The following is a 23,901-nucleotide window of genomic DNA, read 5'->3' on the forward strand; positions in this document are numbered from 1 at the left end:
TTGTCGGAAAAAGAGAAATAAAAAGTGTTGACGTTAGAAATTTCAAACAATTATAATTAAGATACTTATTAAACATAAATGTATAAAAAGTATAAAAAGGAGGTAACAACAATGAAAAAAGTAGTGATGATTACCGGAGCTTCACAGGGATTAGGAAAGGCGCTTGCTCTATATTTTGCAAAGGAGGGAAACGACCTGGCGATCTGCGCAAGAAGAGAAAGTCCACTACAGGAAGTGAAAAAAGAGGCAGAAGCGTACGGAGCTGATGTTCTCGCGGTGACAGCGGACGTTTCGGAATCCAAGGACGTGGAACGGTTTGTGGCACTGACAGAGGAGCACTTCGGGCACATCGATGTATTGATTAACAATGCCTCCATGCTCGGACCGAGCCCGATGCCTTATCTTTTGGACTATCCGGAAGAAGACTTCGCTGAAGTCGTCCGGGTTAATTCTCTCGGGCCATTCCTTGTGACAAGGCGGGTGCTTCCAGACATGCTGAAGCGCAACAGTGGCAGTATCATCAACGTTACATCTGAAGCGGGACACACCGGGTTTGCCGGCTGGGGGGCGTACGGCATTTCCAAGTTTGCGCTGGAAGGTTTGACTGAAACCTGGGCAGATGAGGTAGGAGAAACCGGAGTGAGAGTCAACATGGTCGATCCGGGGGAAATGGATACTGAAATGCATGCCCTGGCCGTCCCGGACTGTGATTACGAATTGGCAGATCCTCATGACCTTGTTCATGTGTTCGGATACCTGGCATCTGAAGCATCCAAAGAAAACGGAAAACGATTCAGTGCCCAGGAATTCACACTGGAAGGAAGTGAACAGTGATGAGCGCGGCCCTTTCTTTTGTTCTTCCCGACGAATTAAATGCCAGTATGCCGCCAGAGCGGCGGGGCATCCGCCGGGATTACGTAAAAATGATGGTGATTGATAAAAAAGAGGGAACCACCAACCATTCCCATTTCTACAAACTGGATCACTATTTACAGGAGGGGGACGTTCTTGTGCTGAATGCGAGCCGAACCATCCCGGCGGTCTTAAAGGGAAATCTGGCGGATGGCACAGTGGTCGAGGTACGGCTGGCACACAAAAAGAGTGATCAAAACTGGGAAGCTCTCATACTTGTTGACGAGGTGAAGAACGGTGACACCATTCACTTTTCTCCTGTATTGTCCGCAACGGTTGTAACAGCAGCTACCGACAGTCCCTTTTCCTTACTGGCGTTTAACCTGTGCTGCACTGCCCTTTATGATCAGATCTACCAAATCGGACAGCCGGTACGGTATGAATACATCGAAACACCGTGGGATCTGGATTATTACCAAACGGTATTTGCGACGTCTCCAGGTTCGGTGGAAATGCCTTCTGCCGGACGTGCATTCAGTTGGGAGCTCCTTTTCCGCCTTCAGAAAAAAGGGGTAAGAATTGAGTATGTTGAACTGCATACCGGCTTGAGTTATTTAATGGACGATAAATGGCATCTGGAACCGAGGGAAAACCTGGAGGAGTATAGCATTCCTGAAAAGACGGCGGCAGCAGTCCGGCAGGCCAAAAGTAATGGCCATAAAGTGATTGCAGTGGGAACAACTGTAGTCCGCGCTTTGGAATCAGCTGTCGATACCAAAGGCCACCTAAAAGCAGCCAGAGGCTGGACCAATTTATATATTACCGGGACCACGAAGCTTCAAGTGGCGGACGGACTGATCACCGGACTGCATGAACCGGAAGCAAGCCATCTCGACCTTCTTTCTGCCTTTGTCTCTGTGCAGCACCTTCATGTCTCCTATAAAGAAGCCATCGGTCAAAAGTATTTTTGGCACGAGTTTGGTGACATGAATTTGATCATCTAGAATGAAAACGATTGGAGTTCATCACTACGGCATTATCGTCCGAAACCTGTGGGAAGCTGCAGATTTTTACCTGAAGGCATTCAATATGAAGGTCATCTTTGAATCGGATTGGGAGGGGGAGCACCTTCTGTTTGTTGGAAATGATGAATGGAAGATTGAACTGATTCAGCAGAAAGAGAATCAGGACGACGGTGCCCATACCGCTTTTCAAATCGAAAGCATGGAGGACATGATACACCGATTACAGAACAAGGGTATTCTCTCTTTGGAAGGGCCATTTCTTTTGAACAACGGCTGGAAGACGGTTTTTTATGAACTGCCGGAAGGCGGCTGGATTGAATTCATTGAACCATAATAGGAAGACCGGAAGAGAATTTCTTCCGGTTTTTTAAATATAAATTACTATACATTACTTAGTAATACCCAAAAAATTTGTAAAATCTTTCAAAAGTGATTGCGTCTGCCCCCTTTTTGTTACAATAAGTGATAGTCATTCATACCGTCTACCATACAAGGGGGAGTTGACATAAATTGCGTGACCATTTTATAAATTATACGGTACAATAAGAAGATAAACCGTTTAAAATTTGTTTCAATCTTAATGAAGAAAGGTGTGAACCGTATGGAGCAAAAAGAGAAAAAAGGAAATGAACTCTTCAGCTGGATTAAGTCCATTGTATTTGCTCTCGTTCTTGTTTATATTATTAAAACTTTTTTCTTCGCGCCTTATATGGTTGAGGGAGCTTCCATGTCTCCAACATTGCATAATCACGATAAACTCTATGTCAATAAAATCATCTACTCGGTAACCGAGCCGAAAGTCGGTGACATTGTTATCATCAAAGGCGATGACAAACGCTATGTAAAACGTGTGATCGGAGTGGAAGGCGATACCATCCAGGTAAAGAAAGATAAGCTTTTGGTCAATGGAAAGCCCGTGAAAGAACCGTATTTGAACCAGAATAAAAAACAGGCAAGAACCCTCGGTGTCTATTTAACAGAAGACTTTGGCCCAATCAAAATTCCAAAAGGGAAATGTTTTGTTATGGGAGATAACCGGCTGAACAGTATGGATTCCCGAAACGGCCTTGGCCTGATTAATATCGATTCCATTGAGGGCAAATCCGAAGTGGTCATCTATCCATTCAAAGATATTCGAAAAACAGATTAACATGAAAAACCTGACCTGACCGGCCAGGTTTTGTTTTATATAGGGGGAACGGCTTATGGAGAACCGGGTAAGATGCAAATGGAGTACAGAGAGCGAGATGCTTTCAACGTATCATGATGAAGAATGGGGGGTGTCCGTAACAGAGGATAACAAATTATTTGAATGCCTTACACTCGAAATGTTCCAAGCGGGGCTGAGCTGGCGGACAATTCTACATAAACGTGAAAATTTCAGAAAGGCCTTTGCCCAATTTGATATTCAGCACGTCAAGGCAATGACGGAAGACGACATAGAGAACTTGATGAATAACGAAGGCATTGTCAGACACAGAAGAAAAATTGAAGCAACGATTGAAAACGCCAAGCGGTGCGATGAACTAATCAAGAAATATGGCGGATTGGATGCTTTCTTTCAACAGCTGCCCGAGGATCCGGTTGAAAAGCAGAAAATCCTTAAACAAACGTTTAAACACTTCGGCTTGACCACGGCGGAAAGCTTTCTCATGGCGACCGGAATGATGCCCACACAGCATGAGGAAAGCTGTTATCTTCACCAAAAGGCCTAAAGCTTGCGGCAATACAAACAGAACCACCTCCACTGACATACTGTAACAGTGGAGGTGGTACAAATGGCGTATCAGATCTTCATTTCTGTAGGTAAAAAAAGAATGGCAGTTACGCAAAACGGAAGAACCATTAGGCGATATCCCATTGCAGTGGGGAAGATGCTTACTCCTACGCCTGTGGGAACGTATACAATAATTAATAAGCAGCCTAATCCCGGTGGTCCGTTTGGTGTCATGTGGATGGGGCTTTCCGCACCGCACTATGGCATCCATGGCACCAATAACCCATCGTCAATTGGAAAAAACGTCTCAAAAGGATGCATTCGAATGTTCAATAAAGATGTACTCGAACTGTCCAGAATGGTTCCGCTTGGAACGAAGGTTTATATTGGGAGATAAATAAAAATTCAAGCCATATTAAAATTTTATTTAGGCTCTGGCAGTATTAGTTCTTGGATTATCATCATGAGCAACGAGTTTTACAGAATTAGTTCTTGGATTATCATCATGGGCGACGATTTTTACTGAACTGGCCCTAGGATTGTCATCGTGAGCAACGATTTTTACAGAGCTAGCTCTTGGGTTATCATCGTGAGCAAAGTTTGATCTTGGGTTATCATCATGAAAAAAAACCGTACCACCCAGTGCTAAAACACCAGTTAATAATAATGTTATTCCTAGCTTTTTCATTAATATTCCTCCATTAGTAAATATTTTTTCTAGAATTGTTAGCGATCCTATAATATTGACTGGCTTTTTTATATTGAGACTGTTCAAAGTACCAATCTGCAAGAAGTTCGGAATAAGATGACACATACTCCCATATGTTCTTTTTTTCAAAAAAGGGAATAGCTTCCTTGCTCATAAAGGCTTCAAAACCTGGGGTATTCAATCCTTCAAGTTTGTAGGATGTAATTTTTAAATGAAAGTAAAGCTCTTCGTCCTTTTCTCGATCAATTTCTTCAAACCCTTTATTGATCCAATTTTTAGCTTCTTTTTTATTGTTTAAACTTAAGTATTCTTGAGCTAACAGAAATGAAGTGCTTGCTCGTCTTTCTGGAGCTGCCTTAACTTTATGCTGTAAACTTTTCTTGAAAAAATCTATCGCTTTTAAATGTTTTTTACTACAGGATGCTACATATCCTAAATTATGGTAAATTACTCCTGAGGCAAAATGATCATTAAAAGGAATGGAATACTTTAAAGCTTGGTTGAGGTGAAATTCCGCTTCAACATAATTGTTTGCTCGCCTAAAGCTTATACCAATGAGGATTTGACAATCGGCACTTCTGGAAAAATTGTACTCCTTGTCAAATATGGTAAGTGCTTTATATGCGTATGCATTAACAGTGCTGATTCGCATAAGGTAACTGTAATTAAGCGCAAGAAAATAATATAGTACCGCTATTTCGATTTCTTGAATATTGGTGTCAATTTTATTTAAATTTTCAGCTTTGTGAAAATAATGAGAGGCTGTCTTGTAATTTCCAATTATATTAAAATATAACCCTTGACACAATAAATAATAAAATTTTAATTCACTGCTTAGTTGTTCAACAAGTTTATCGATTTTCTTTAGATATCTGAGCGCAAATTCTACATCGGATGGTTGTTTGGTTAGATGGTATCTTGTTAAAAATAATTCGTAACGTAAGAGAATCTGAGGATCATGAATTATTTTTACTTTTTCATTGACCTGATTGTAAAGTCTCTCCGCCTCATCAAACTGGCGGTTCACCATCATCATATTCCACTCGTTGAGCATTTCCAGGATCTCGTTACTGTCCACTTCCTCGGACGAAATACCCAGCTTTTCACAAAGAAGGTTAATAACCTCTTCGCTGGACTTTGCATCCCCTTTCTCAATCTTGCTTAAATAGGACACTGAACAGATTCCCTGAGCCAGTTCTTCCTGGGTTAGGCCTTTGGTTTTTCTATAATATCTTATTCTTTGACCGACCATATAATCCCCCTTTCCGAACTTGGGAAAATTGTCATGCAAACCCCCCATTAATCAAGTACCAATACTACTACTTTTCCCAATACATACCCACAGAAATGTCTGGTAAGATAAATATAACAGATAATAATTGCTTTTTGCTAGATTTACCAATTAAAAATAAATTAACAGACTTGTCCGGATGGTAAGAAAGTTATACCGGCCATTTAGAAATGGAGGAGAACATAATGGCAAAAATGTTTTCATTATCAGCAAACGAATCAGACATCAAGGAACTGCTATATGTCTCGAATGATCCAGATACAGCCGGGAACTCTTTGACACTGCAATGGAATGATCCACAAACATATATCGATGTTTATAAAGACAACCATAAAAATTACTGGGTGAGCCAGGTTGAAGGAACAAAATTAAGACGCCATACCATCTATACCCATAACCATGAAACGAAGAAGCGCCTCTGTCACCCTGTCAACGGACGTCCGAACTTTTATGAATTTGAGGATAGCGTGGTGGTGGCCTGTGAAGGAGATGGGTCCAAAGGCTCTATCCTGATCTTCTCCAAGGATGATCCCGAGCTTTTAAAGGAGTGGAAAGTGAACGGGTATCTGTGGGAAGTGGAAAAGAACAACGGCACGCTGTATGTTTCCTGTTACATCGTAGAGGAAGATCAGGCTGTCCTTTACATCATCAAGGGCGATAAGAAAAAAAGGGTAAACCTTGGAAAAAATATAGCACCGACTGACATTCTCTGTATCGGTGAAGAAGTTTATATTTCTGCAGCGCCCATTTTGAATGGGGATCCAAAGAAAATCATCGTGCTGAACAATAAGGAAAAGGTGGTCAGGGAGTATCCGCTTAGTATTTCTCCACGAGCCCTTTACCATGTGGAGAACGAAATCATGGTGTACGAACTTGATCTTGCCACAGGAAAATCGGAAAAGATCGTTTACGTGGATCTTAACACCGGACACCAAATCACACATACCATCCCGAACTCTCAAGTGGTGGAATGCACGAGTTCTTCACTCTCCCTCTTGCAGCAGGACAGCAAAACCCTGTTCACCTGGGATCACTGCAACCGGAAAATCGTGTGCAGTAAAAAAATATCATAATAATATGAACGCTCAATCCTGCTGGTGATGCCAGCAGGATTTTTTTCATAGGTGGACGAACAGATAATTATATAGAAGAAACACAAAATATCAGTCAGAGTTTCAGGAAGGGCTTCATGGGGGAAATTTGTAAGTAAACGTAAATAAGGTAATTAAGAAAAGGGTTTTTCTTAAAGTTTTGATGCTTTAGAAACAGAGTCTTCATTGAAGTTTCTTGTAGTGCAAGGTGCGAGACTCCTCGAAAATGGAAATCCCCACTTTCAAAAGCAACAAAGCTGGCGAAGAGCAAAAAGAAAACCTGTTATTGGAGGAAAACAATGAGCCAATCCATTCGTAAAGGAACTGCTGGCGATTTTCAAAATATGAAAGAACTCGTGGGAAACACGGAGAAAATCATGGATGAATGGTCCCGGGAGCAATGGAGTTCTTCTTTGCAGCGTGAAGACGTGGAGATTTTTGTGGCGGAGGAAGAGGGATCGATACACGGCTATGCGGTGGTGAGACTGAGCAAAAAAGACCCGGTTTCATTTACGGAAAGGCCAACCGCGGCCATTACGCATTTGTGTGCACCTTCATGTGAAAGTCAGCTCCGGCAGCAATTGGTTCAGAAATGCCTGAGCTGGGCAAAACAAAAGGGAGCTACGGACTTTTCGCTGTAGGTTTACGTCTAGAAAGGAAGAGATCAGATGAACCATCGATTCTTGGAAAACTGGAAATGGTATGAAATAGAATCCATAGATCATAAAGCAGAACACATCAAAGAGATGGTTCATAAGCTGCCGGATTGTACGCAGTGGCTGGAAAATGTAGAGGAACAAAACACGAATTATCTTCGCATTGAAAATCATGGAAACGAAGCGGTTCTCCACGGCTGCCTGACTTATGAAAAAGAAGAAGAGGAATTTGATCACGACTTCTTTCATTTTTATATCACCCGGTCGTATTTTGTGACGGTGGGATTGGAAGTTGTCAGGCTGGACCGTACCAACAAAAAAGACATGATCCGGCAGATGCATCAATGCAAAACCGCAGTTGAAGGTTTTTTTATCCTGCTGGGGGAAGTGCTCAACAATTATTTGGATGGAATCGATCATTTTGAGTACAAGCTGAAAGAACTGCAATACGATTTAAAGCAAAACAACAATCAAGTTCTCTTGGATCGTATTTACGACTTGCGTCAGGAACTGTTAATTTGGACAGATTTGACGATACCGGTTGAAGAAATCAAGCTTGCGGCAGAGGAAGCCTTTTTTGATGAAATCACCCAAACGACCGAGTACAGGAGGACAAGCGTCAGAATTGAGCGTACGCTAAATCTCATCAACCACTACCAGCACGATATTGACACGATGCTGAAGCTCGAGGAGGTACTTTCTTCCCACCGTGGAAATGAAATCATGAAAACACTGACCGTTATGACCGTCATCTTCACACCTGGCATGATGCTTGGCTCCATCTGGGGAATGAACTTTCGAAACATGCCAGAACTCGACTGGAAAGCAGGATACGCGATTGCCCTGGGTCTCATCGGCCTTTCAATCGCCAGCATTTATATTTGGTTGAGAATGAAAGGATGGACCGGCGACTTGCTAAAGAGCCGCAGCCGAAAGAGCCGCTTTAAATAAACCATTGAAAAATTTGCCGCTAATTTTGCTACAAAAAAAGAAGAGTTTTGCCGTCTTTTGTCGAATGTTAACATGTTATGAAAAAATAACACGAAAACTGTTCGCCTGACCATTATTAGTGTAAGGTTTAGTTCGAACCCTTTAGTAAGGTAGTAGTATGAAGACGGGAGTTGTTAGCGGCAAATGAAGAAGTTTTTCCACACTATTGTTTACCTCTGCTTTCTTTCAGGACTGCTGGCGCCGGTTGCACCGGTGTTTGCTGAACAAGAAAAAGCACCCCACATTAAGAGTAAAAGCGCCATTTTAATTGACCAAAAAACAGGTAATGTCCTTTATAATAAAAAGGATAATAAAAAAATGTATCCAGCAAGTATTACCAAAATTGTTACAGCCATCCTTGCCATCGACTCCGGAAAAATGGATGAAACCGTTACAGTGAGCAAAAATGCGACCTTGGCTGAAGGGACCCGCGTCTATTTAAACGAGGGTGAACAGATCCCATTACGAAAACTTGTTGAAGGAATGATGGTGAATTCCGGTAACGATGCGGCGGTTGCCATTGCAGAATACCTGGCTGGAGATGTACCTTCATTTGCCGACAAAATGAATGAATTCGCCAAAAAGGCCGGAGCCACGCATACCCATTTTGTGACGCCGAACGGCCTGTTTAATCCGGATCACTACACCACGGCCGAAGACATGGCAAAGATCACGCAATACGCCATGAAAAACAGTGAATTTCGAAGGATTGTAAAAATCAAGAACCTTCCCTGGCATGTAAAGGGATGGGATACCACACTCGTGAACCATCACCGTCTGCTATGGGATTATCCGGGAACGACCGGGGTGAAAAACGGTTATGTGGACAAGTCTAAGCATACACTGGTAACCTCGGTATCCAGGGATGGCATGGACTTTATTGCGGTTGTTTTAAAAGCTTCTACCTCCAAGGCGGCATACAGCGATACGACATCATTATTTGATTACGGTTTCAGCCATTTCCAAAGGCAGAAGCTTTCCAAAGGCACACTCATTGAAGATCCGGCCGGCAGGAAACACGCCTTAAAAGAGGACCTTGAAGTAACCCTGCCGGTTGGAGAGCATGTGCTTAAAAACGTATCCGCTTCGGGAAAGCTGACACTAAAAAACAGTGCGGGTGACGCACTGGCTGCTGTCCAGCTGTTCCAGCCGAGTCCGAAAAAGGAAGCCAGTCAAGTGGCTGCCCATTCTTCAGGAGAAGCGACCGGCAGCAAACTGGCCCTTCAGTTAACGACAAGAACAGCCCTTTTCTTTTACAGCGGGTTTCTTATGCTTACTGCTTTGATGGTGATGATCCGGATGAGGAACAAAAGACGGAGAGCCTTGCAGCGGATGAGAAGATACGAAAAGAATTATACCTTTATCAAATAGGGCAGATTGGGGATTTTTATGGATATTAATACGAAAGTAAGGATATTGGTAGTCACGCTTTTCATCTTACTGATGATGACGGCCATTTTATCCTTGGTTTAACTGGAAACAAAGAGGATCACGGAAGAAGAGAGGTAGAGTCCTCTCTTTTTTTGCACCCCCTTCCTTCTCATATTTTTCCTTGTTTGTGCAACTAGTGGAAAAGCATAGCTGCTATTCCCTGTTTTTGTTATACGTGGGCGAATGTTATAGGGAGCAGGCTTGTTTTCTATAAATTGGGAAGGGGAAACGAGTATTCTGGTTGAACGTTATAGAACAAATGATAACTAACTCATGAAATGGGGTAAAGCATGTATATTGTCCACTCAACATTCTATGTACCGGAACAAAAAGCGGAAGAAGTCATTAACATATACAGAAATCGATCCCGTCTTGTAGATGACGCAGTGGGTTTTTTGGATTTCCTGCTGCTTCAGAATGAAAAAAAGCCGGGGGAAATTACCGTTCAATTGACCTTTGATACAAAGGAGCATTATTTGGAATGGGTAAGAAGCCAGCAGTTCAAGGACATCCATGACATGGAAAAGGAGTACCCCGACCAGGAGCTGGCCGCCGTTATCCCGGCAGTTAAACAATACAAGGTAGTAGCCACATGACACAAATTCCAGTAGATGATATTGTTAATAAGGTAGTTACAAAGATGTACGAAGATTATCCCGATCTCCAGAACCGATACGGAGAAAAGGGAAAGAAAAAAGCCATCGAAGACAATTATCACCATATGAAGCATTTAGAGACAGCCTACGAATTGAAAAACCCGGTCTTTTTTTCGGACTATGCGAGCTGGCTCAATGGAATTCTTGAAAAGTTCGGGATGACAGCCGATCTTTTAATTTATAACTTTGATGAAATTGACAAGATTTTAGCAGGTATGCCTGATGATGACAGGGTTTCAGCTTATCGCTCCTATCTTGGAGAAGGAATAAAGGTATTAAAAGAAAAGGAATAAAGGGGGGATTGCGGTGCAACAACGTTCACCGCAGCAATTTGCGGAGTTTCTTTTAAATGGAGATCAGCAGCGTGCGATCGAACTTTTGCGTCAGATTGCTAAGCACACCCCAAGATATAAACTGTATAACGAGCTGCTGACACCGGCCATGCGCTATATTGGCGAATTGTGGGAACGAAATGATATTACGGTGGCAGAAGAACATCTGGCTACTGCCGTTTGTGATTTCGTCCTGGCCCAATATCATTACAGTCCCGGCAAAAGCCTTGCAATGAACCGTCACAGTGTAAACCATAAAGCGATGTTTTCATGCCTTGAAGGGGAGCAGCATGCCCTTGGCCTTAAAATGGTTTCTGGATTATTTGAAGAGGAAGGCTGGCATTCCCGATTCATGGGTGCGGATCTGCCGCTCGAATATACGGTGGATACGGCAAAAAAATGGATGCCGGATGTGATTGGGCTTTCGGTTTCTATTGCCTATAACCTGCCTAATCTGCAAACCTATGTAAAAGCATTGGAGGATTTGAATTATGGTCCCACTGTCCTGGTCGGTGGCCGTTTGGCAGAAAAGTATGATCTCAGGCCCTACTGTTCCGACAAAACAGTGATTATAAAAGATGTAGAGGAGCTTCACAGCTGGCTGAGTGTGTATAGTACAGGAGAGAAGCAAAATGCCCGTTACTGATTATGTATTACCGGTTCCATATTTTAAAATTAATACCGATTTCCACATCCTTAATTTTTCAAAACAAGCGGAAGCCCTTTTTACAATTACTGAAAACATTACCTCGATTGTGGACGAGGAAAGTGTGGCAAAGCTGAAAAATTTTCTTCAGACCTCTGATGGGGCACAACCCATGGAGATCAGCATGAAAACCAAAAACTACCCGCTGGAGCTTTTCGATCTCTACATTTCTTGGGATCATTACTTGAACGGCCACTTGATCTGCATCAAAAAAAACGAGCAAAACAAAAATCTTGAAAACATGGTTTATCGATTGCAGAGCAGGTTGTCCAGCACGGATTTTGAACTGTTTGAAAAAAAGGAAGAGCTTCAACAGGCGTTAGAGGAGATTAACAGACTGTCCGGTCCTTTTATTTCGCTGTCGGATGAGGTGGCTCTGATTCCCATGTTTGGCGACATCACTCCTCGCAAAATCAATTCAATCAGAGGAAATACGCTGAAAAATGCGTATCGTGAAGATCTTGATACCATCCTTTTTGATTTTACCGGTGTGGGTTCTATTACACTCGAAGGATTGGAACAAATGGAGAGTTTGTTCAGGGTGCTTTCCTATATGGGCGGCATCGCATCCGTAATTGTCGGTGTAAAACCCGGGCATGCCCGACAAATGCATGAGCTGAATTCAGAAGTGGAATTCTCTTTCTTGTCCACCCTTCAGGAAGCGATGAAAAAATATCTATAATAAAAGACACCGAAGCATGCTGGCTTGGTGTCTTTTTTGCTTTTATCTCCGTCGTGGAACAAAAGCCATTAATACAGGAGCCAGGGCTGCTCCGGCAATGAGTCCGAACAAGTGGCCAAGGATGTTGATGCCAGGCGTTGTGAAGGTGGTAATCAGGCTGAAAACCAAAACAACGATGAGAATCTGTTTATTCGCACGCCCCAAATATTCTTTTCGGGCATACAGGATATACAGGTAAATGCCGAACAGTCCGAAAATGGCACCGGAGGCCCCGATGTGGGCATAGTTTAGGGGAAGAAGAAAATAGGTAGCGATATCGGCAATAATGCCTGCGCCTAAATAGCCAATCATAAATTTTCCTTTTCCCAGTATACGTTCCAAAGCGGGACCGAAAATAACAAGAGAGAACGTGTTGAACAGCACGTGGCTGAGACTGACGTGAGTAATAATCGGCGTGAACAGACGCCAGTATTCTCCCTGTGAAATAAAGTAATTGGACCCGGTAAAGTAATAATAAATAAAATCCGCCTGCGGCCCGAGGTTAGCCAGCAGGAAAACGATCAAATGAACGGCTGTTATGATCGATATTACCGGATATAGCCTGAGGAATGTTTTGAAATTCTCCTCTCTTACGAACAACCAGCATCACCACCTGAATGTAGTATATTAATCTTAGCATAACGGTAATACAAATAAGAAATACCATGCCGGAAAGGAAATGACTGATGATTATAGGAACAGGGATCGATATTGTTGAAATCACAAGAATCCAGGAAGTATGCCGGAAGCAGCACCGCTTTCCCGAACGGATCCTTACGGAAAGGGAGCTTGCTGTGTTTGAAAAGCTCAACGGCAGACGGCAGGCGGAATTTATGGCCGGCCGCTTTGCCGCTAAAGAAGCCTATGCCAAAGCGCTCGGCACAGGAATCGGCAGGCACCTTTCATGGCAGGATATCGAAATTACCAAAAATGATAATGGAAAGCCGGTCATTGTGGCAGGTTCGGAGGGGCTTGTTCATCTTTCCATCTCCCATTCCAAGGAATTTGCAGTGGCCCAGGTTATTCTTGAAACCGTCCTGTAAGTTGGTTTGCTTGTCAAGCTAGTCTGCATAATGTCCCTTTTGTCCACATATAGTGTAATGCGGTGGGGAGGGACATCCTGTTGGCGTCGGACACAGCAGCGGTGATCCTCCTTTGTAAAATAAAGGGCAAAGGGGATAAGAAAATGAAGAAGACACTATCATTATCCTTGATGGCGCTTCTGTTCATATTCGGATTGGCAGGCTGCGGAGCAAAAAGCCAGGAAGATGTTGTAGCGTCACTGGATAAGAAAATGGAAGAAATGACGGGCTATAAAGCGGACGCCGTCATGACGCTGAATACTGGCGAAAAACCGTTACAGTATAATCTTGAAGTGTGGCACAAGAAACCTAACTTTTACCGGGTGAACCTGAAAAACGCCAAAAAGGACCAGAGCCAGATGATCCTGAGAAACAAAGAGGGTGTATTTGTATTAACGCCTGCGCTGAATAAAAGTTTCAGATTTCAGAGCGATTGGCCGGAAAATAATAGTCAGGTCTACTTGTTTGAGTCGCTAGCTGCCGATATTTTAAATGACACGGACCGCGGGTTTAAGGCAAAAGAAAACTCATATGTTTTCCATACCAAAACCAACTATCAAAACAAAAACCTGTATCAGCAGGAAATTATTTTAAATAAGGACCTGGATCCGAGCTCGGTCCGGATAATGGATAAGGATGCTAAGGAACTGGTTAAACTGGAGTTCAAAAACGTCAAGTTCAATGCCAAGTTTGATAAAGGTGCCTTCGATATGGAAACGAACATGACAGGCGCCCAGCTGGAGCTGCCGGCAATGAGCCAGGCCGGTGAGCCGAAAAAAGAAATGGAAGTGCTGTACCCGCAATATATGGGTCCTGGAAATATTGAATTGACGAATGAGAAAGAAGTCATGGCCGACGGGGAAAAACAAGTGGTCCTCAGCTACACGGATGAAAAGAAAAATTCGTTTACATTGATTGAACGAAAAAATGTAGCGGTAGAAACAGCCGCCGCCAAGAGAGAACGATTGACGGTGCCGGGTGGAGAACCGGTGGATCTCGGCTTCACGGTGGGTGCGATGAATGACAAATCAATCTCCTGGACGTATAAAGGCACCGATTTCTTTTTAGCCTCCAACTCACTGGATCAGGAAGAACTGATGGCTATCGCCCGTTCTGTTTCCGCGCAAGGGTCAAAATAATAAAAGAAGTGGCCGGCTGATTCCTTAATGGTGAATCAGCCATTTTTATTCTATTTGCTCTTACACAATTGCTGTGGATGTTGTAGAATAACGAATAGACCAATGATTAGAATGAAATGATATAGATAGATGGGACGGATAGGTTTGGATACTGGAGAGTTTTATAGAGATACCTGGGTGGAGATTGATTTATCCTGCATCGAAGAAAATATCCGCTCGTTCCGGCGCCTGCTGCCAGACACCACCGAGATTATGGCGGTAGTTAAAGCCAATGGCTATGGACATGGAGCTGTGCCGGTGGCGAAAACCGCGCTGGAGGCCGGCGCCACATATCTTGCCGTGGCGCTATTGGATGAGGCATTGTCCCTCAGACAACAAGGAATCAAGGCACCCATTCTTGTATTGGGCAGAACAAGGCCGGAAGATGCAGTTCTTGCTGCCAAGTATAATATTGCGCTCACTGTGTTTCAGGCGTCCTGGGCAAGGGAAGCTTCGGCCCACCTGCAGGGTGGCCAGCCGGTAGCACTGCACCTGAAAGTGGATACCGGCATGGGGCGGATTGGAACAAGAGATAAAGAGGAAACACAGGAACTTGTCTTAACGATAGAAAAGTATCCTTCCCTCCAATTGGAAGGAGTATTTACGCACTTTGCCACAGCGGATGAACTGGAATCTCCTCTGGTGGAACAGCAATTTGAACGGTTTTCCGAAAGTCTGGCCTGGCTGAAGGAATTGGGAGCTGTGCCACGGTACATCCATTGTGGGAACAGTGCGGCGAGTCTCCGCTTTCCAAAGCAAATCTTCAATATTGCAAGAATCGGAATCTCAATGTACGGACTGGCCCCTTCTGGCGAACTCAAGAATGTATTGCCGTTTCCGCTGAAAGAGGCGTTTACGCTAAATACACGGCTGGTTCATGTGAAAAAAGTGCAGCCAGGAGATACGGTTAGCTACGGTGCCACCTATACGGCCACAGAGGAAGAGTGGATCGGCACCCTTCCAGTCGGATATGCCGACGGCTGGCAAAGGCGCTACGCGAATCAGGGCCATGCGATTGCGGGTGGAATCAAGGTTCCGTTCGTGGGCAGAATCTGCATGGATCAATGCATGGTGCGCCTGCCGTTTGAAATGAAGGTTGGTGACCTTGTCACCCTCATTGGGGAACAGGGAAGCGAAAAGATCTCCATGGATGATGTAGCACTTCAAAATGATACGATAAACTACGAAATCCCTTGTTTAATTACATCACGAGTACCCCGGATTTATAAGAAACAGGGTCGAATTTTAGAAAAAGTGAATGTAATTTTAAATTTTTAGCAGAATATTAGCAGGACTATTAAAAAACATGAAGAATATTTTACTTTGAAATCGTTTTGCAAACCAATTGGTGAAATGATAAGATTATATGTGGTTAAGAATGATCGTAGCAAATCGCAGAAGCTTTGCTCTGGAGGTGTAGGTGTGTCCGAATTGGCGAACACAAAGAGGATCGTTATCAGTCTTCCTCAACAGATTATCAATGAAATTGACCGGATGATTAAGAATGAGAATTTGGACCGTAGCGAATTTATCCATCAGGCAACCAAGATGTATATTCGCGAAAAGAAGAAACGTCACATTCGTGAATCTATGAGACAAGGTTATATGGAAATGGCGAAAATTAATCTGAACATTGCATCAGAAGCCTTTCTTTTAGAGGAGGAAGCTGAAATTACCGTAGACCGCTTAGTTAGCGGGGTGTAGGCCTTTGATCGTAAAACGCGGAGACGTTTACTTTGCAGACCTTTCCCCGGTTGTTGGATCAGAACAAGGGGGAATCAGACCTGTTCTAATTATTCAAAATGATATCGGTAACCGATTTAGTCCTACAGTTATTGTTGCAGCCATTACAGCACAAATCCAAAAGGCGAAGCTGCCGACGCATGTAGAGATCAATGCGAAAAAGTACGGATTTGAACGGGATTCTGTTATCTTGCTGGAGCAAATTCGAACAATTGATAAACAAAGGCTAACTGACAAAATTACGCATCTGGACGATGAAATGATGCGTCGCGTTGATGAAGCGTTACAAATCAGTCTTGGTCTTATTGACTTTTAAAAACTGCCGTTTTCTTCTGGGAAAGTGGCGGTTTTTTTAATGGAAACAACTTACAGAGAAAGTTGGAACAGGAAATCCGGTTTATCAGCGAACTATATAGCAAAAGATTGCAAGAATGAATGATAAGTGGAATAATGAAAGTAGTGTACCGACGTAAGGGGGTATAGAATTTGAATGCGGCCATCATCGATATGATCCTGAATAAACGCACAGAAATAGATGAGTTGTGGTCTGAGGAAATTGCGAATTACAAAACCACAACAAGCACCATCACACCCTACATGCGTGAACAGCTGAACAAGGATTTTTTATCGCTCCTTTTTAGCCATATCAGCCAGGGAGATATTTCTGTGGACGGGACATTGGAACGTTTTTTCGATAAAGTTTTGCGTGCGAATATGCCGCTTGAATATTTAACACAAGGGCTGCAATGCTTTCGCCGTATAGTTTTGGAAATCATCACTGAAGAAGATATTCAAAAAAATGCGGCGTTTGAAATATATAGGGAAGTGGACCGCTGGATGGATCCCATTCTAAATTCAGTGGTTGAAAATTCATCCCGGCTTTGGGAGCGTACCGTTTCCATTCAAAAGTCCGCGTTGCTGGAATTATCGGCACCGCTTATTCCGGTCTTTCAGCATATTAGCGTGATGCCATTGATCGGAACCATTGATACGGAACGCGCGAAGTTAATAATGGAGAACCTTCTGGAAGGTGTTATTCAATACCGTTCACAGGTGGTTCTTATTGATATAACCGGTGTGCCCGTTGTCGATACAATGGTAGCCCACCACATCATTCAGGCGGCGGATGCCGTCAGGCTTTTGGGATCTACCTGCATTTTGGTCGGGATACGTCCTGAAATTGCGCAAACGATTGTAAGCCTTGGGATTGACCTCAGCCTGTTCCCTACCAAAAGCACGCTGCAAAAAGGGATGGCAAAAGCTCTGGAAGTTACAAACCAACAAATTGTTAATGAAAAATAGGGAGTGGGGAAAATGAGAATTCCTATTTTGAAGCTGCATGAGTATCTTCTTATTACCATTCAGGTAGAGCTCGATGATCAGACTGCTCTGCAGTTTCAGGAAGACCTGTTAAACAAAATACATGACACCGGTGCTAAAGGTGTAGTAATTGACCTGACCTCTGTAGACATGATTGACTCCTTCATTGCAAAAGTACTGGGAGACGTTGTCCGCATGTCAAAACTGATGGGAGCGCAAGTGGTATTGACCGGTATCCAGCCCGCAGTAGCAATTACATTGATCGACCTGGGGATTTCAATGAGAGAGGTTCCGACGGCTCTTGACCTGGAACAAGGGCTTGATAAATTGCAGCTGGAACTGGAGGGGTGAGCATGGACATCCAATCCTGTGTAGAAGTTTGCAATGAATGGGATATCGTAAGCGCAAGGCAATTGGGAAGAAATATGGCTAAAGAACTCGGATTTGGCAACGTAGACCAGGCTCGTATCACTACCGCCATTTCAGAGTTGGCACGTAACATTTATTTATATGCAGGAAACGGCAAGATCTGCCTTGAGCCCGTGGAACAAATGGGAAGAAAAGGCCTCCGCATCATTGCTGTGGACAATGGCCCTGGAATCAGGGATATTCGTAAGGTAATGGAAGACGGATATACAACTTCCGGGGGACTTGGAGCCGGACTGCCGGGGGTAAAGCGTTTAATGGACGAGTTTACCATTGATTCCACGATTGACTCCGGAACTGAAATCCTTGCGACGAAGTGGCTTCGTTAGGAGGTATTAAATGAACGACCGAGATTTCATCATAGATCGATATAAAGACTTGCTGACAACGTATCTTAATGGGAAAAACGAGACAGCCCTATACAAAGGACAGCAGTTCAGCCGAAAGCTGATTGAACAGCAGATCTCGCCTGAAGATGTGGTCAGCCATCATATAAATGTACTAAATGAGTTATTTCCTGACATGACCGAGGAAATGAAGGACGCGTTTGATTTTCTTTTGGAGGTCATGATCGGGTACGGTTTTGCGTATCGCGAACATCAGAGTCTGAGGACCCGCCAGCGACAGTTGGAATCGGAAATTGAAGTGGCGGCAAGCATGCAGCAGACACTTTTAATCAGTGATGTGCCGACGGTGGATTCTCTTGACATTGGTGTCAAAAGCGTTCCTGCCAAGAAAATGAACGGGGACTATTTTAATTTTGTAAAGGATGACAAGTCAATCAGCGTGGCTGTAGCGGATATTATCGGGAAGGGGATTCCTGCCGCGCTGTGCATGTCCATGATTAAATACGCGATGGACAGTCTTCCTGAGCAAAGGATGCAGCCTAACCTTCTTCTTGAAAATTTGAATAGAGTCGTTGAACAGAACGTGCACCCGAACATGTTTATAACCATGCTATATGGGCTTTATGACACCGATGTCCATAAATTCTACTATGCCGGGGCCGGACACGAGCCCGGCTTTTTTTATAAAGCAGCAACCGATGAGTTTGAGGACATGTTTGCCAAAGGCCTTGTGCTGGGTGTATCAAGAACGACGAAATACAAAGAATATGAAAAGCAGCTCGATCCTGGAGATATGATTATTCTCCTTTCGGACGGGGTAACGGAGTGCAGGACCAGCAAAGGGTTCATTGAACGAGACGAGATTGTTGCACTCATCCGTGAAAATATGCACAAACCGGCTCAGGAAATCGTGGATTCGGTATTTCATGAGCTCGAGCGACTTCAGGAATTTGAATTGAGAGATGACTTTACCCTGATCATTCTAAAAAGAATGGTTTAATCTTCTTTAAGAACGGGTAATTAGTGTTATGGGTTTATGATAATATCCTGGGGGGAAAAAAATGAATTTGCAAATTAGCCACGAAGAAACGAATGGAGTTCATTATTTAACACTAGCTGGAGAAGTAGACGCGTACACCGCACCAAAACTAAAAGAGATGTTGGTTCCTCTGACCGAGGTGAAAAATACCCAGATTGTCATTGATCTGGCTAACATTGATTATATGGATAGTACAGGGCTCGGCATTTTTGTCGGAGCATTAAAGTCCACGAAAAAAAACGACGGGACATTAAAGCTGCGCGGAATGACCGAGAGGGTTAAGCGTTTATTTGAAATTACCGGCCTGACAGAGGTAATGGACATTGACAACGAGGTAAAGGGGGAGGCCAGATGAGTAATAAAGCCTCTGATTTTATCGAAATGACGGTACCCGCCAAAACCGATTATGTCGGGGTGGTGCGTCTGACGATTTCTGGTATTGCCAACAGGATGGGATTTGCATTTGACGAAATTGAAGATATCAAAATTGCTGTCTCAGAGGCCTGTACCAATGTTGTAAATCATGCGTATACGGAGCTGGAAAAAGGACAGATTCGCATCGGATGCGGGGTGTATGATAACCGGCTCGAAATTATGGTTGTGGACCACGGCAAGAGCTTTGATTACGATGATGTAAACCAATCACTCGGACCTGTAGAAGGGAAATCCGTAGAACAATTGAACGAAGGAGGTCTGGGCCTCTTCCTAATTGAGTCATTGATGGACAAAGTGGAAATCAGCGGTGAAGCGGGTGTGATCGTAATGATGACGAAGTATCTTCACAGAGATGAGGTGGAGGAAAATGTCGACAGGACCTCACCAGCACCTACACAATAAAGAAGAAGTTTATAAATGGATTCACGAGCTGCAAAACGATCCGCAAAATGAAATATTGCAAACGAAACTCGTACAACAGTACGAAGATCTCGTTCACTCACTAGCGCGAAAATTTTCCAAGGGGAAAAGCATTCATGACGATTTGGTCCAAGTGGGAATGATCGGCCTGCTCGCTGCATTGCGAAGGTACGATGCCGACTTTGGACGTTCGTTTGAATCGTTTGCGGTCCCTACCATCATAGGTGAAATTAAACGGTTTATCCGTGATAAAACGTGGAGCGTCCATGTGCCAAGACGAATTAAGGAACTTGGACCCCGCATAAAAAAAGCTGTAGAAGATCTGACGAATGAGCTTCAGCGTTCCCCGAAAATCCAGGAAATTTCTGATTACCTGGAGGTTACGGAGGAAGAAGTTCTGGAAACGATGGAAATGGGCAAGAGTTACCAGGCCCTATCCGTAGACAGTTCCATTGAAGCCGATCAGGAAGGCAGCACAGTAACCCTGTTAGACCTCGTGGGAACACAGGATGCCGGCTATGATCAAATCGACAAGAGAATGCTCCTGCAGAAAGCATTTGCGGTTCTTTCTGAAAGAGAGCAGGAAATCCTTAAATGCACGTATTTTGAGAATTTGAGCCAGAAAGAAACAGGGGAGCGCCTGAATATCTCTCAAATGCATGTCTCACGTCTGCAGAGGAGAGCACTTGAGAAGCTTCGTGAAGCGATTCGGGTGGAACCATCGGAGGCTTTGAAATGATCCAGGATTTTTCCTATGACAAAATCGCCGTCTCTTCTTTCCAAAAGCCCAAAAACGGTAATGAATTATGTGGAGACAGTTTTTATGTCACGGAAACCCGTGATTATTTTATTTGTGCGGTAGCTGACGGGCTGGGGAGCGGAGGTTTAGCCAGAAAAGCCTCCCAAGCGGCAGTGATCGCTGTGGAAAAGAATCATCAATTAGAAGTTGAGGAAATCATGCAAGTATGCAATGAAGAGCTAAAAGGAACCAGGGGAGCGGTGCTTTCCATTTTTAAAATTGACTTCAACCAGCGCATCGTCCGCTATGCGGGAGTGGGAAATATCCGCTTTATGATGGCGGGGGAAGACCGTAAATTAATTTACCCTCTTCCGACGGTTGGTTTTCTTTCCGGAAAGCCGCAGAAGTTCCGTGTACAGCAATTTCCGTTTGATGATCAGACCGCATTTATCATTTATTCAGATGGAATGGAAATTCATACGCAAAGCCGTTCCATTCTAACCAATATGATATCGCCTCGGGAATCGGCTGCTTACCTCGGAACTCTTTCTCAAAAATTAATTGATGACGCTACCTGCCTCGTAGGAAAAGTGTCGCATGCATAAGCACATTGGAGGCCTTGATGGACCTCTCTGCCGGGTTGCCTCGGCTTTTTTTTTGGTTTTACATCCGACCAAGCGCCCTTCAAAGGGTGCTTTTTTATATGGGATTCATTGATCAATTTTCGTTAAAACATCGGGAAAGTGTTAAACTAAAAGGGTATACCCGTAATTTTTACGGATTCGAAAGGGGTACTTCTATTGGAAAAAACAATAGAGTTGGATCAAGGATTTACTGAAATTGCGAAAGAATTGGGCATCAAACAAAAACAAGTGGCAAACGTGATTGAGTTATTGAAGGACGGCAACACGGTGCCTTTCATTGCCAGGTATCGTAAGGAGCTGACAGGCGGCCTGGATGAAGTTCAAATTAAAGATATTATGGATAGCTGGCAATACACAGAAAATTTAAAGGAACGTAAAGAAGAAGTTCTGCGCCTGATTGGAGAGCAGGGAAAGCTGACCGATGAACTGGCGGATTCCATATCAAGCGCCAAAAAACTGCAGGAAATCGAAGACCTTTATCGCCCATACAAACAAAAGCGAAGAACCCGGGCGACGGTAGCCAAGGAAAAGGGGCTTGAAGCGCTGGCTGAATGGCTCATGAGCCAGCCGTGGCAAGGCGATGTCCTGGCAAAGGCGAAAGAGTTCCTGTCCGAGGAAAAAGAGGTACATACACCTGAAGAAGCACTCGCGGGTGCGCAGGATATACTAGCCGAGCAGATTTCAGACGATGCGGCGATTCGATCGTGGATCCGAGACCTTACGTTTAAGGAAGGACAGCTGCAAACGTCTTTAAAGAAAAACGGAGAAGACGAAAAAAAGGTCTACGAAATGTATTATGAGTACAGTGAACCGGTTGGCAAAATCGTGCCTCACCGTATTCTTGCCATCAACCGCGGCGAAAAAGAAGACGTTCTGAAGGTGGAAGTGGAAGCACCTGCTGAAAAAATTATTCAGCGGCTGAACCGGACGGTAATCAAGAAATCGGAATCTCCCGCTGCACCTTATTTACAAGAGGCGATTGAGGACAGCTACCGAAGGCTGATTGCTTCTTCCATCGAACGAGACATTCGGAACGAACTGACCGATAAGGGTGAGGAACAGGCCATTCACATCTTTTCTGAAAACCTGAGGAACCTGCTTCTTCAATCTCCGCTAAAAGGCCGTATGGTTTTAGGGGTGGATCCTGCTTACCGAACGGGCTGCAAGCTTGGTGTTGTGGATGAAACGGGGAAAATGCTTCATATTCAGACCATTTATCCAACACCGCCAAGATCGGAAGTGCAAAAGTCCGAAGCGGTCGTCAAAGGCCTGATTGATACTTACGGTATCAATGTCATTGCCATTGGAAACGGAACAGCTTCCAGGGAAACCGAACAATTTATCGTCGATACCATTAAAGGTTTAAAGGAGCCGGTTTCCTATATTATCGTCAATGAAGCAGGAGCCAGTGTATATTCCGCTTCAGGAATCGCCAGGGAAGAGTTTCCTGACCTTCAGGTGGAGGAGCGAAGTGCCATTTCCATAGTACGAAGACTGCAGGATCCGCTGGCTGAACTGGTGAAAATTGACCCGAAATCGGTTGGAGTCGGACAATATCAGCATGATGTATCGCAAAAACGATTGAACGAATCCCTGACCTTTGTTGTGGAAACCGCAGTAAACCAGGTAGGCGTCAACGTGAATACAGCTTCTTCTTCCTTGCTTCAGTATGTAGCCGGCTTGTCCAAGACCGTTGCGCAAAATATTGTAAAAGCGAGAGAAGAAAAAGGGAAGTTTGAAAAACGCGAAGAACTGAAGAAGATTCCGCGCCTCGGTGCGAAAACGTACGAGCAATGTATCGGATTTCTAAGAATTCCGGACGGGAAAAATCCGCTCGACCAAACGGCCATTCACCCGGAGAGCTATAAAGAAACGCTGTTGCTTTTAAAAGAAATGAACAGTGAGGTAGCAGAAATCGGCACAGATAGCCTGAAAGACAAGCTGAAATTGATCGATGTGGAAGCAATGGCGGCGCAACTCAATATTGGGGTGCCCACTCTTCATGACATCGTGGACGGACTGCTTCGTCCAAACCGGGATGTGCGGGAAGAGCTTTCAAAGCCCCTGCTGAAAACCGATGTCCTTAAGCTCGAAGACCTTAAACAAGGAATGGAGCTGGAAGGAACGGTGCGAAATGTCGTTGATTTTGGCGCTTTTGTGGATATTGGCGTGAAACAGGACGGCCTTGTTCATATCTCCAAGCTGGCCAAGCGCTTTGTGAAGCACCCCATGGATGTGGTTAGCGTTGGGCAGGTTGTTACCGTTTGGGTGGATAGCGTGGATCTCAATAAAGGAAGAGTGGCTCTTACCATGCTGCCTCCGGAGGCGCAGTAATATCCAATCAAAAAGTT

General features: G+C 44.0%; 31 protein-coding genes. 28 read left to right on the plus strand and 3 right to left on the minus strand.

The genetic code is table 11. The annotated features are described in order from the left end of the window. Nucleotides 1-111 precede the first annotated feature (111 nt). The 6 genes from QNH15_RS01145 (at nt 112) to QNH15_RS01170 (ending at nt 3,991) form a co-directional block, all read left to right on the plus strand. Nucleotides 112-834: an SDR family NAD(P)-dependent oxidoreductase gene (locus QNH15_RS01145; RefSeq protein ID WP_283891954.1), complete on the plus strand. Its 723-nt coding sequence runs from the start codon at nt 112-114 to the stop codon at nt 832-834. Then, a complete protein-coding gene (locus QNH15_RS01150; RefSeq protein WP_283895385.1) occupies nt 834-1,856 on the plus strand; it encodes an S-adenosylmethionine:tRNA ribosyltransferase-isomerase in 1,023 nt (340 codons plus the stop codon). Before QNH15_RS01145 ends, QNH15_RS01150 begins: the two co-directional genes overlap by 1 nt. A gap of 1 nt (nt 1,857) precedes the next feature. Further along, nucleotides 1,858-2,211, plus strand: coding sequence for a VOC family protein (locus QNH15_RS01155; RefSeq protein ID WP_283891955.1), 354 nt, complete (start codon nt 1,858-1,860; stop codon nt 2,209-2,211). 267 nt (nt 2,212-2,478) lie between these two features. Then, entirely contained in the window at nt 2,479-3,027 is a 549-nt protein-coding gene (gene lepB / locus QNH15_RS01160) for a signal peptidase I (protein WP_141687143.1), read from the plus strand. Between the two features lie 55 nt (nt 3,028-3,082). Next, complete coding sequence (locus tag QNH15_RS01165; RefSeq protein WP_283891956.1) at nt 3,083-3,592, plus strand: DNA-3-methyladenine glycosylase I; 510 nt, start codon at nt 3,083-3,085, stop codon at nt 3,590-3,592. A 63-nt stretch (nt 3,593-3,655) separates the two neighbouring features. Next, nucleotides 3,656-3,991: a L,D-transpeptidase gene (locus tag QNH15_RS01170; RefSeq protein ID WP_283891957.1), complete on the plus strand. Its 336-nt coding sequence runs from the start codon at nt 3,656-3,658 to the stop codon at nt 3,989-3,991. Between the two features lie 30 nt (nt 3,992-4,021). On the opposite strand, the gene QNH15_RS01175 is transcribed toward QNH15_RS01170, so the two are convergent. Then, nucleotides 4,022-4,282 (minus strand): hypothetical protein, encoded by a 261-nt coding sequence (locus QNH15_RS01175; protein WP_283891959.1) that lies wholly within the window; start codon nt 4,280-4,282, stop codon nt 4,022-4,024. 13 nt (nt 4,283-4,295) lie between these two features. Further along, complete coding sequence (locus tag QNH15_RS01180) at nt 4,296-5,555, minus strand: helix-turn-helix domain-containing protein (protein WP_283891961.1); 1,260 nt, start codon at nt 5,553-5,555, stop codon at nt 4,296-4,298. 224 nt (nt 5,556-5,779) lie between these two features. On the opposite strand from QNH15_RS01180, the gene QNH15_RS01185 reads away from it, so the two are divergent. The 8 genes from QNH15_RS01185 to QNH15_RS01220 all read left to right on the plus strand — a co-directional run bounded on the left by QNH15_RS01185 (nt 5,780) and on the right by QNH15_RS01220 (nt 12,138). Then, nucleotides 5,780-6,667, plus strand: coding sequence for a hypothetical protein (locus QNH15_RS01185; RefSeq protein ID WP_283891963.1), 888 nt, complete (start codon nt 5,780-5,782; stop codon nt 6,665-6,667). Nucleotides 6,668-6,984: 317 nt separating this feature from the next. Next, a complete protein-coding gene (locus QNH15_RS01190; RefSeq protein ID WP_283891965.1) occupies nt 6,985-7,326 on the plus strand; it encodes a GNAT family N-acetyltransferase in 342 nt (113 codons plus the stop codon). A gap of 27 nt (nt 7,327-7,353) precedes the next feature. Continuing rightward, nucleotides 7,354-8,292: a magnesium transporter CorA family protein gene (locus tag QNH15_RS01195; protein ID WP_283891967.1), complete on the plus strand. Its 939-nt coding sequence runs from the start codon at nt 7,354-7,356 to the stop codon at nt 8,290-8,292. Nucleotides 8,293-8,475: 183 nt separating this feature from the next. Continuing rightward, nucleotides 8,476-9,702, plus strand: coding sequence for a D-alanyl-D-alanine carboxypeptidase family protein (locus QNH15_RS01200; RefSeq protein ID WP_283891969.1), 1,227 nt, complete (start codon nt 8,476-8,478; stop codon nt 9,700-9,702). Between the two features lie 350 nt (nt 9,703-10,052). Beyond that, the gene (locus QNH15_RS01205; protein ID WP_283891971.1) at nt 10,053-10,358 is read left to right on the plus strand and encodes an antibiotic biosynthesis monooxygenase family protein; all 306 of its coding nucleotides are present in this window, start codon (nt 10,053-10,055) and stop codon (nt 10,356-10,358) included. Then, nucleotides 10,355-10,711, plus strand: a complete 357-nt coding sequence (locus tag QNH15_RS01210) for a hypothetical protein (protein ID WP_283891973.1) — start codon at nt 10,355-10,357, stop codon at nt 10,709-10,711. The genes QNH15_RS01205 and QNH15_RS01210 overlap by 4 nt, the downstream gene beginning before the upstream one ends. A 13-nt stretch (nt 10,712-10,724) precedes the next feature. Beyond that, entirely contained in the window at nt 10,725-11,396 is a 672-nt protein-coding gene (locus QNH15_RS01215; RefSeq protein WP_283891974.1) for a cobalamin B12-binding domain-containing protein, read from the plus strand. Then, entirely contained in the window at nt 11,383-12,138 is a 756-nt protein-coding gene (locus tag QNH15_RS01220; protein WP_283891976.1) for an STAS domain-containing protein, read from the plus strand. The genes QNH15_RS01215 and QNH15_RS01220 overlap by 14 nt, the downstream gene beginning before the upstream one ends. A gap of 42 nt (nt 12,139-12,180) precedes the next feature. Here the strand turns inward: QNH15_RS01220 and QNH15_RS01225 are convergent, their stop codons facing one another. Continuing rightward, nucleotides 12,181-12,777 carry a rhomboid family intramembrane serine protease gene (locus tag QNH15_RS01225; RefSeq protein ID WP_283891978.1) on the minus strand — a complete coding sequence of 199 codons (597 nt, stop codon included), beginning with the start codon at nt 12,775-12,777 and terminating at the stop codon, nt 12,181-12,183. A gap of 86 nt (nt 12,778-12,863) precedes the next feature. On the opposite strand from QNH15_RS01225, the gene acpS reads away from it, so the two are divergent. The 14 genes from acpS to QNH15_RS01295 all read left to right on the plus strand — a co-directional run bounded on the left by acpS (nt 12,864) and on the right by QNH15_RS01295 (nt 23,884). After that, nucleotides 12,864-13,220 carry a holo-ACP synthase gene (gene acpS / locus QNH15_RS01230; RefSeq protein ID WP_283891979.1) on the plus strand — a complete coding sequence of 119 codons (357 nt, stop codon included), beginning with the start codon at nt 12,864-12,866 and terminating at the stop codon, nt 13,218-13,220. Nucleotides 13,221-13,363: 143 nt separating this feature from the next. Further along, nucleotides 13,364-14,398 carry a LolA family protein gene (locus QNH15_RS01235; RefSeq protein ID WP_283891980.1) on the plus strand — a complete coding sequence of 345 codons (1,035 nt, stop codon included), beginning with the start codon at nt 13,364-13,366 and terminating at the stop codon, nt 14,396-14,398. Between the two features lie 129 nt (nt 14,399-14,527). Next, nucleotides 14,528-15,715, plus strand: a complete 1,188-nt coding sequence (gene alr, locus QNH15_RS01240; protein WP_283891982.1) for an alanine racemase — start codon at nt 14,528-14,530, stop codon at nt 15,713-15,715. 144 nt (nt 15,716-15,859) lie between these two features. Then, a complete protein-coding gene (locus QNH15_RS01245) occupies nt 15,860-16,141 on the plus strand; it encodes a CopG family ribbon-helix-helix protein (RefSeq protein ID WP_061975875.1) in 282 nt (93 codons plus the stop codon). Between the two features lie 4 nt (nt 16,142-16,145). Further along, the gene (gene ndoA / locus QNH15_RS01250) at nt 16,146-16,496 is read left to right on the plus strand and encodes a type II toxin-antitoxin system endoribonuclease NdoA (RefSeq protein ID WP_007200228.1); all 351 of its coding nucleotides are present in this window, start codon (nt 16,146-16,148) and stop codon (nt 16,494-16,496) included. Nucleotides 16,497-16,666: 170 nt separating this feature from the next. Next, on the plus strand, nt 16,667-17,482 hold the full coding sequence (locus QNH15_RS01255; protein WP_283891987.1) for an STAS domain-containing protein: 816 nt from the start codon (nt 16,667-16,669) through the stop codon (nt 17,480-17,482). Between the two features lie 12 nt (nt 17,483-17,494). Beyond that, the gene (locus tag QNH15_RS01260) at nt 17,495-17,851 is read left to right on the plus strand and encodes an STAS domain-containing protein (protein WP_061975879.1); all 357 of its coding nucleotides are present in this window, start codon (nt 17,495-17,497) and stop codon (nt 17,849-17,851) included. Between the two features lie 2 nt (nt 17,852-17,853). Further along, nucleotides 17,854-18,255: an anti-sigma regulatory factor gene (locus QNH15_RS01265; protein WP_129478414.1), complete on the plus strand. Its 402-nt coding sequence runs from the start codon at nt 17,854-17,856 to the stop codon at nt 18,253-18,255. Between the two features lie 10 nt (nt 18,256-18,265). Beyond that, nucleotides 18,266-19,273 carry a PP2C family protein-serine/threonine phosphatase gene (locus tag QNH15_RS01270; protein WP_283891992.1) on the plus strand — a complete coding sequence of 336 codons (1,008 nt, stop codon included), beginning with the start codon at nt 18,266-18,268 and terminating at the stop codon, nt 19,271-19,273. Between the two features lie 61 nt (nt 19,274-19,334). Continuing rightward, nucleotides 19,335-19,667, plus strand: coding sequence for an STAS domain-containing protein (locus QNH15_RS01275; protein WP_283891994.1), 333 nt, complete (start codon nt 19,335-19,337; stop codon nt 19,665-19,667). Further along, on the plus strand, nt 19,664-20,149 hold the full coding sequence (rsbW, locus tag QNH15_RS01280; protein ID WP_283891995.1) for an anti-sigma B factor RsbW: 486 nt from the start codon (nt 19,664-19,666) through the stop codon (nt 20,147-20,149). The genes QNH15_RS01275 and rsbW overlap by 4 nt, the downstream gene beginning before the upstream one ends. Then, a complete protein-coding gene (gene sigB / locus QNH15_RS01285; protein WP_283891997.1) occupies nt 20,115-20,906 on the plus strand; it encodes an RNA polymerase sigma factor SigB in 792 nt (263 codons plus the stop codon). The genes rsbW and sigB overlap by 35 nt, the downstream gene beginning before the upstream one ends. After that, nucleotides 20,903-21,511 carry a protein phosphatase 2C domain-containing protein gene (locus QNH15_RS01290; protein WP_283891998.1) on the plus strand — a complete coding sequence of 203 codons (609 nt, stop codon included), beginning with the start codon at nt 20,903-20,905 and terminating at the stop codon, nt 21,509-21,511. Before sigB ends, QNH15_RS01290 begins: the two co-directional genes overlap by 4 nt. 195 nt (nt 21,512-21,706) lie before the next feature. Continuing rightward, the gene (locus tag QNH15_RS01295) at nt 21,707-23,884 is read left to right on the plus strand and encodes a Tex family protein (protein ID WP_283892000.1); all 2,178 of its coding nucleotides are present in this window, start codon (nt 21,707-21,709) and stop codon (nt 23,882-23,884) included. Nucleotides 23,885-23,901: the final 17 nt, after the last annotated feature.

It is taken from the genome of Fictibacillus enclensis (assembly GCF_030123385.1).
Lineage (GTDB): Bacteria > Bacillota > Bacilli > Bacillales > Fictibacillaceae > Fictibacillus_C > Fictibacillus_C enclensis.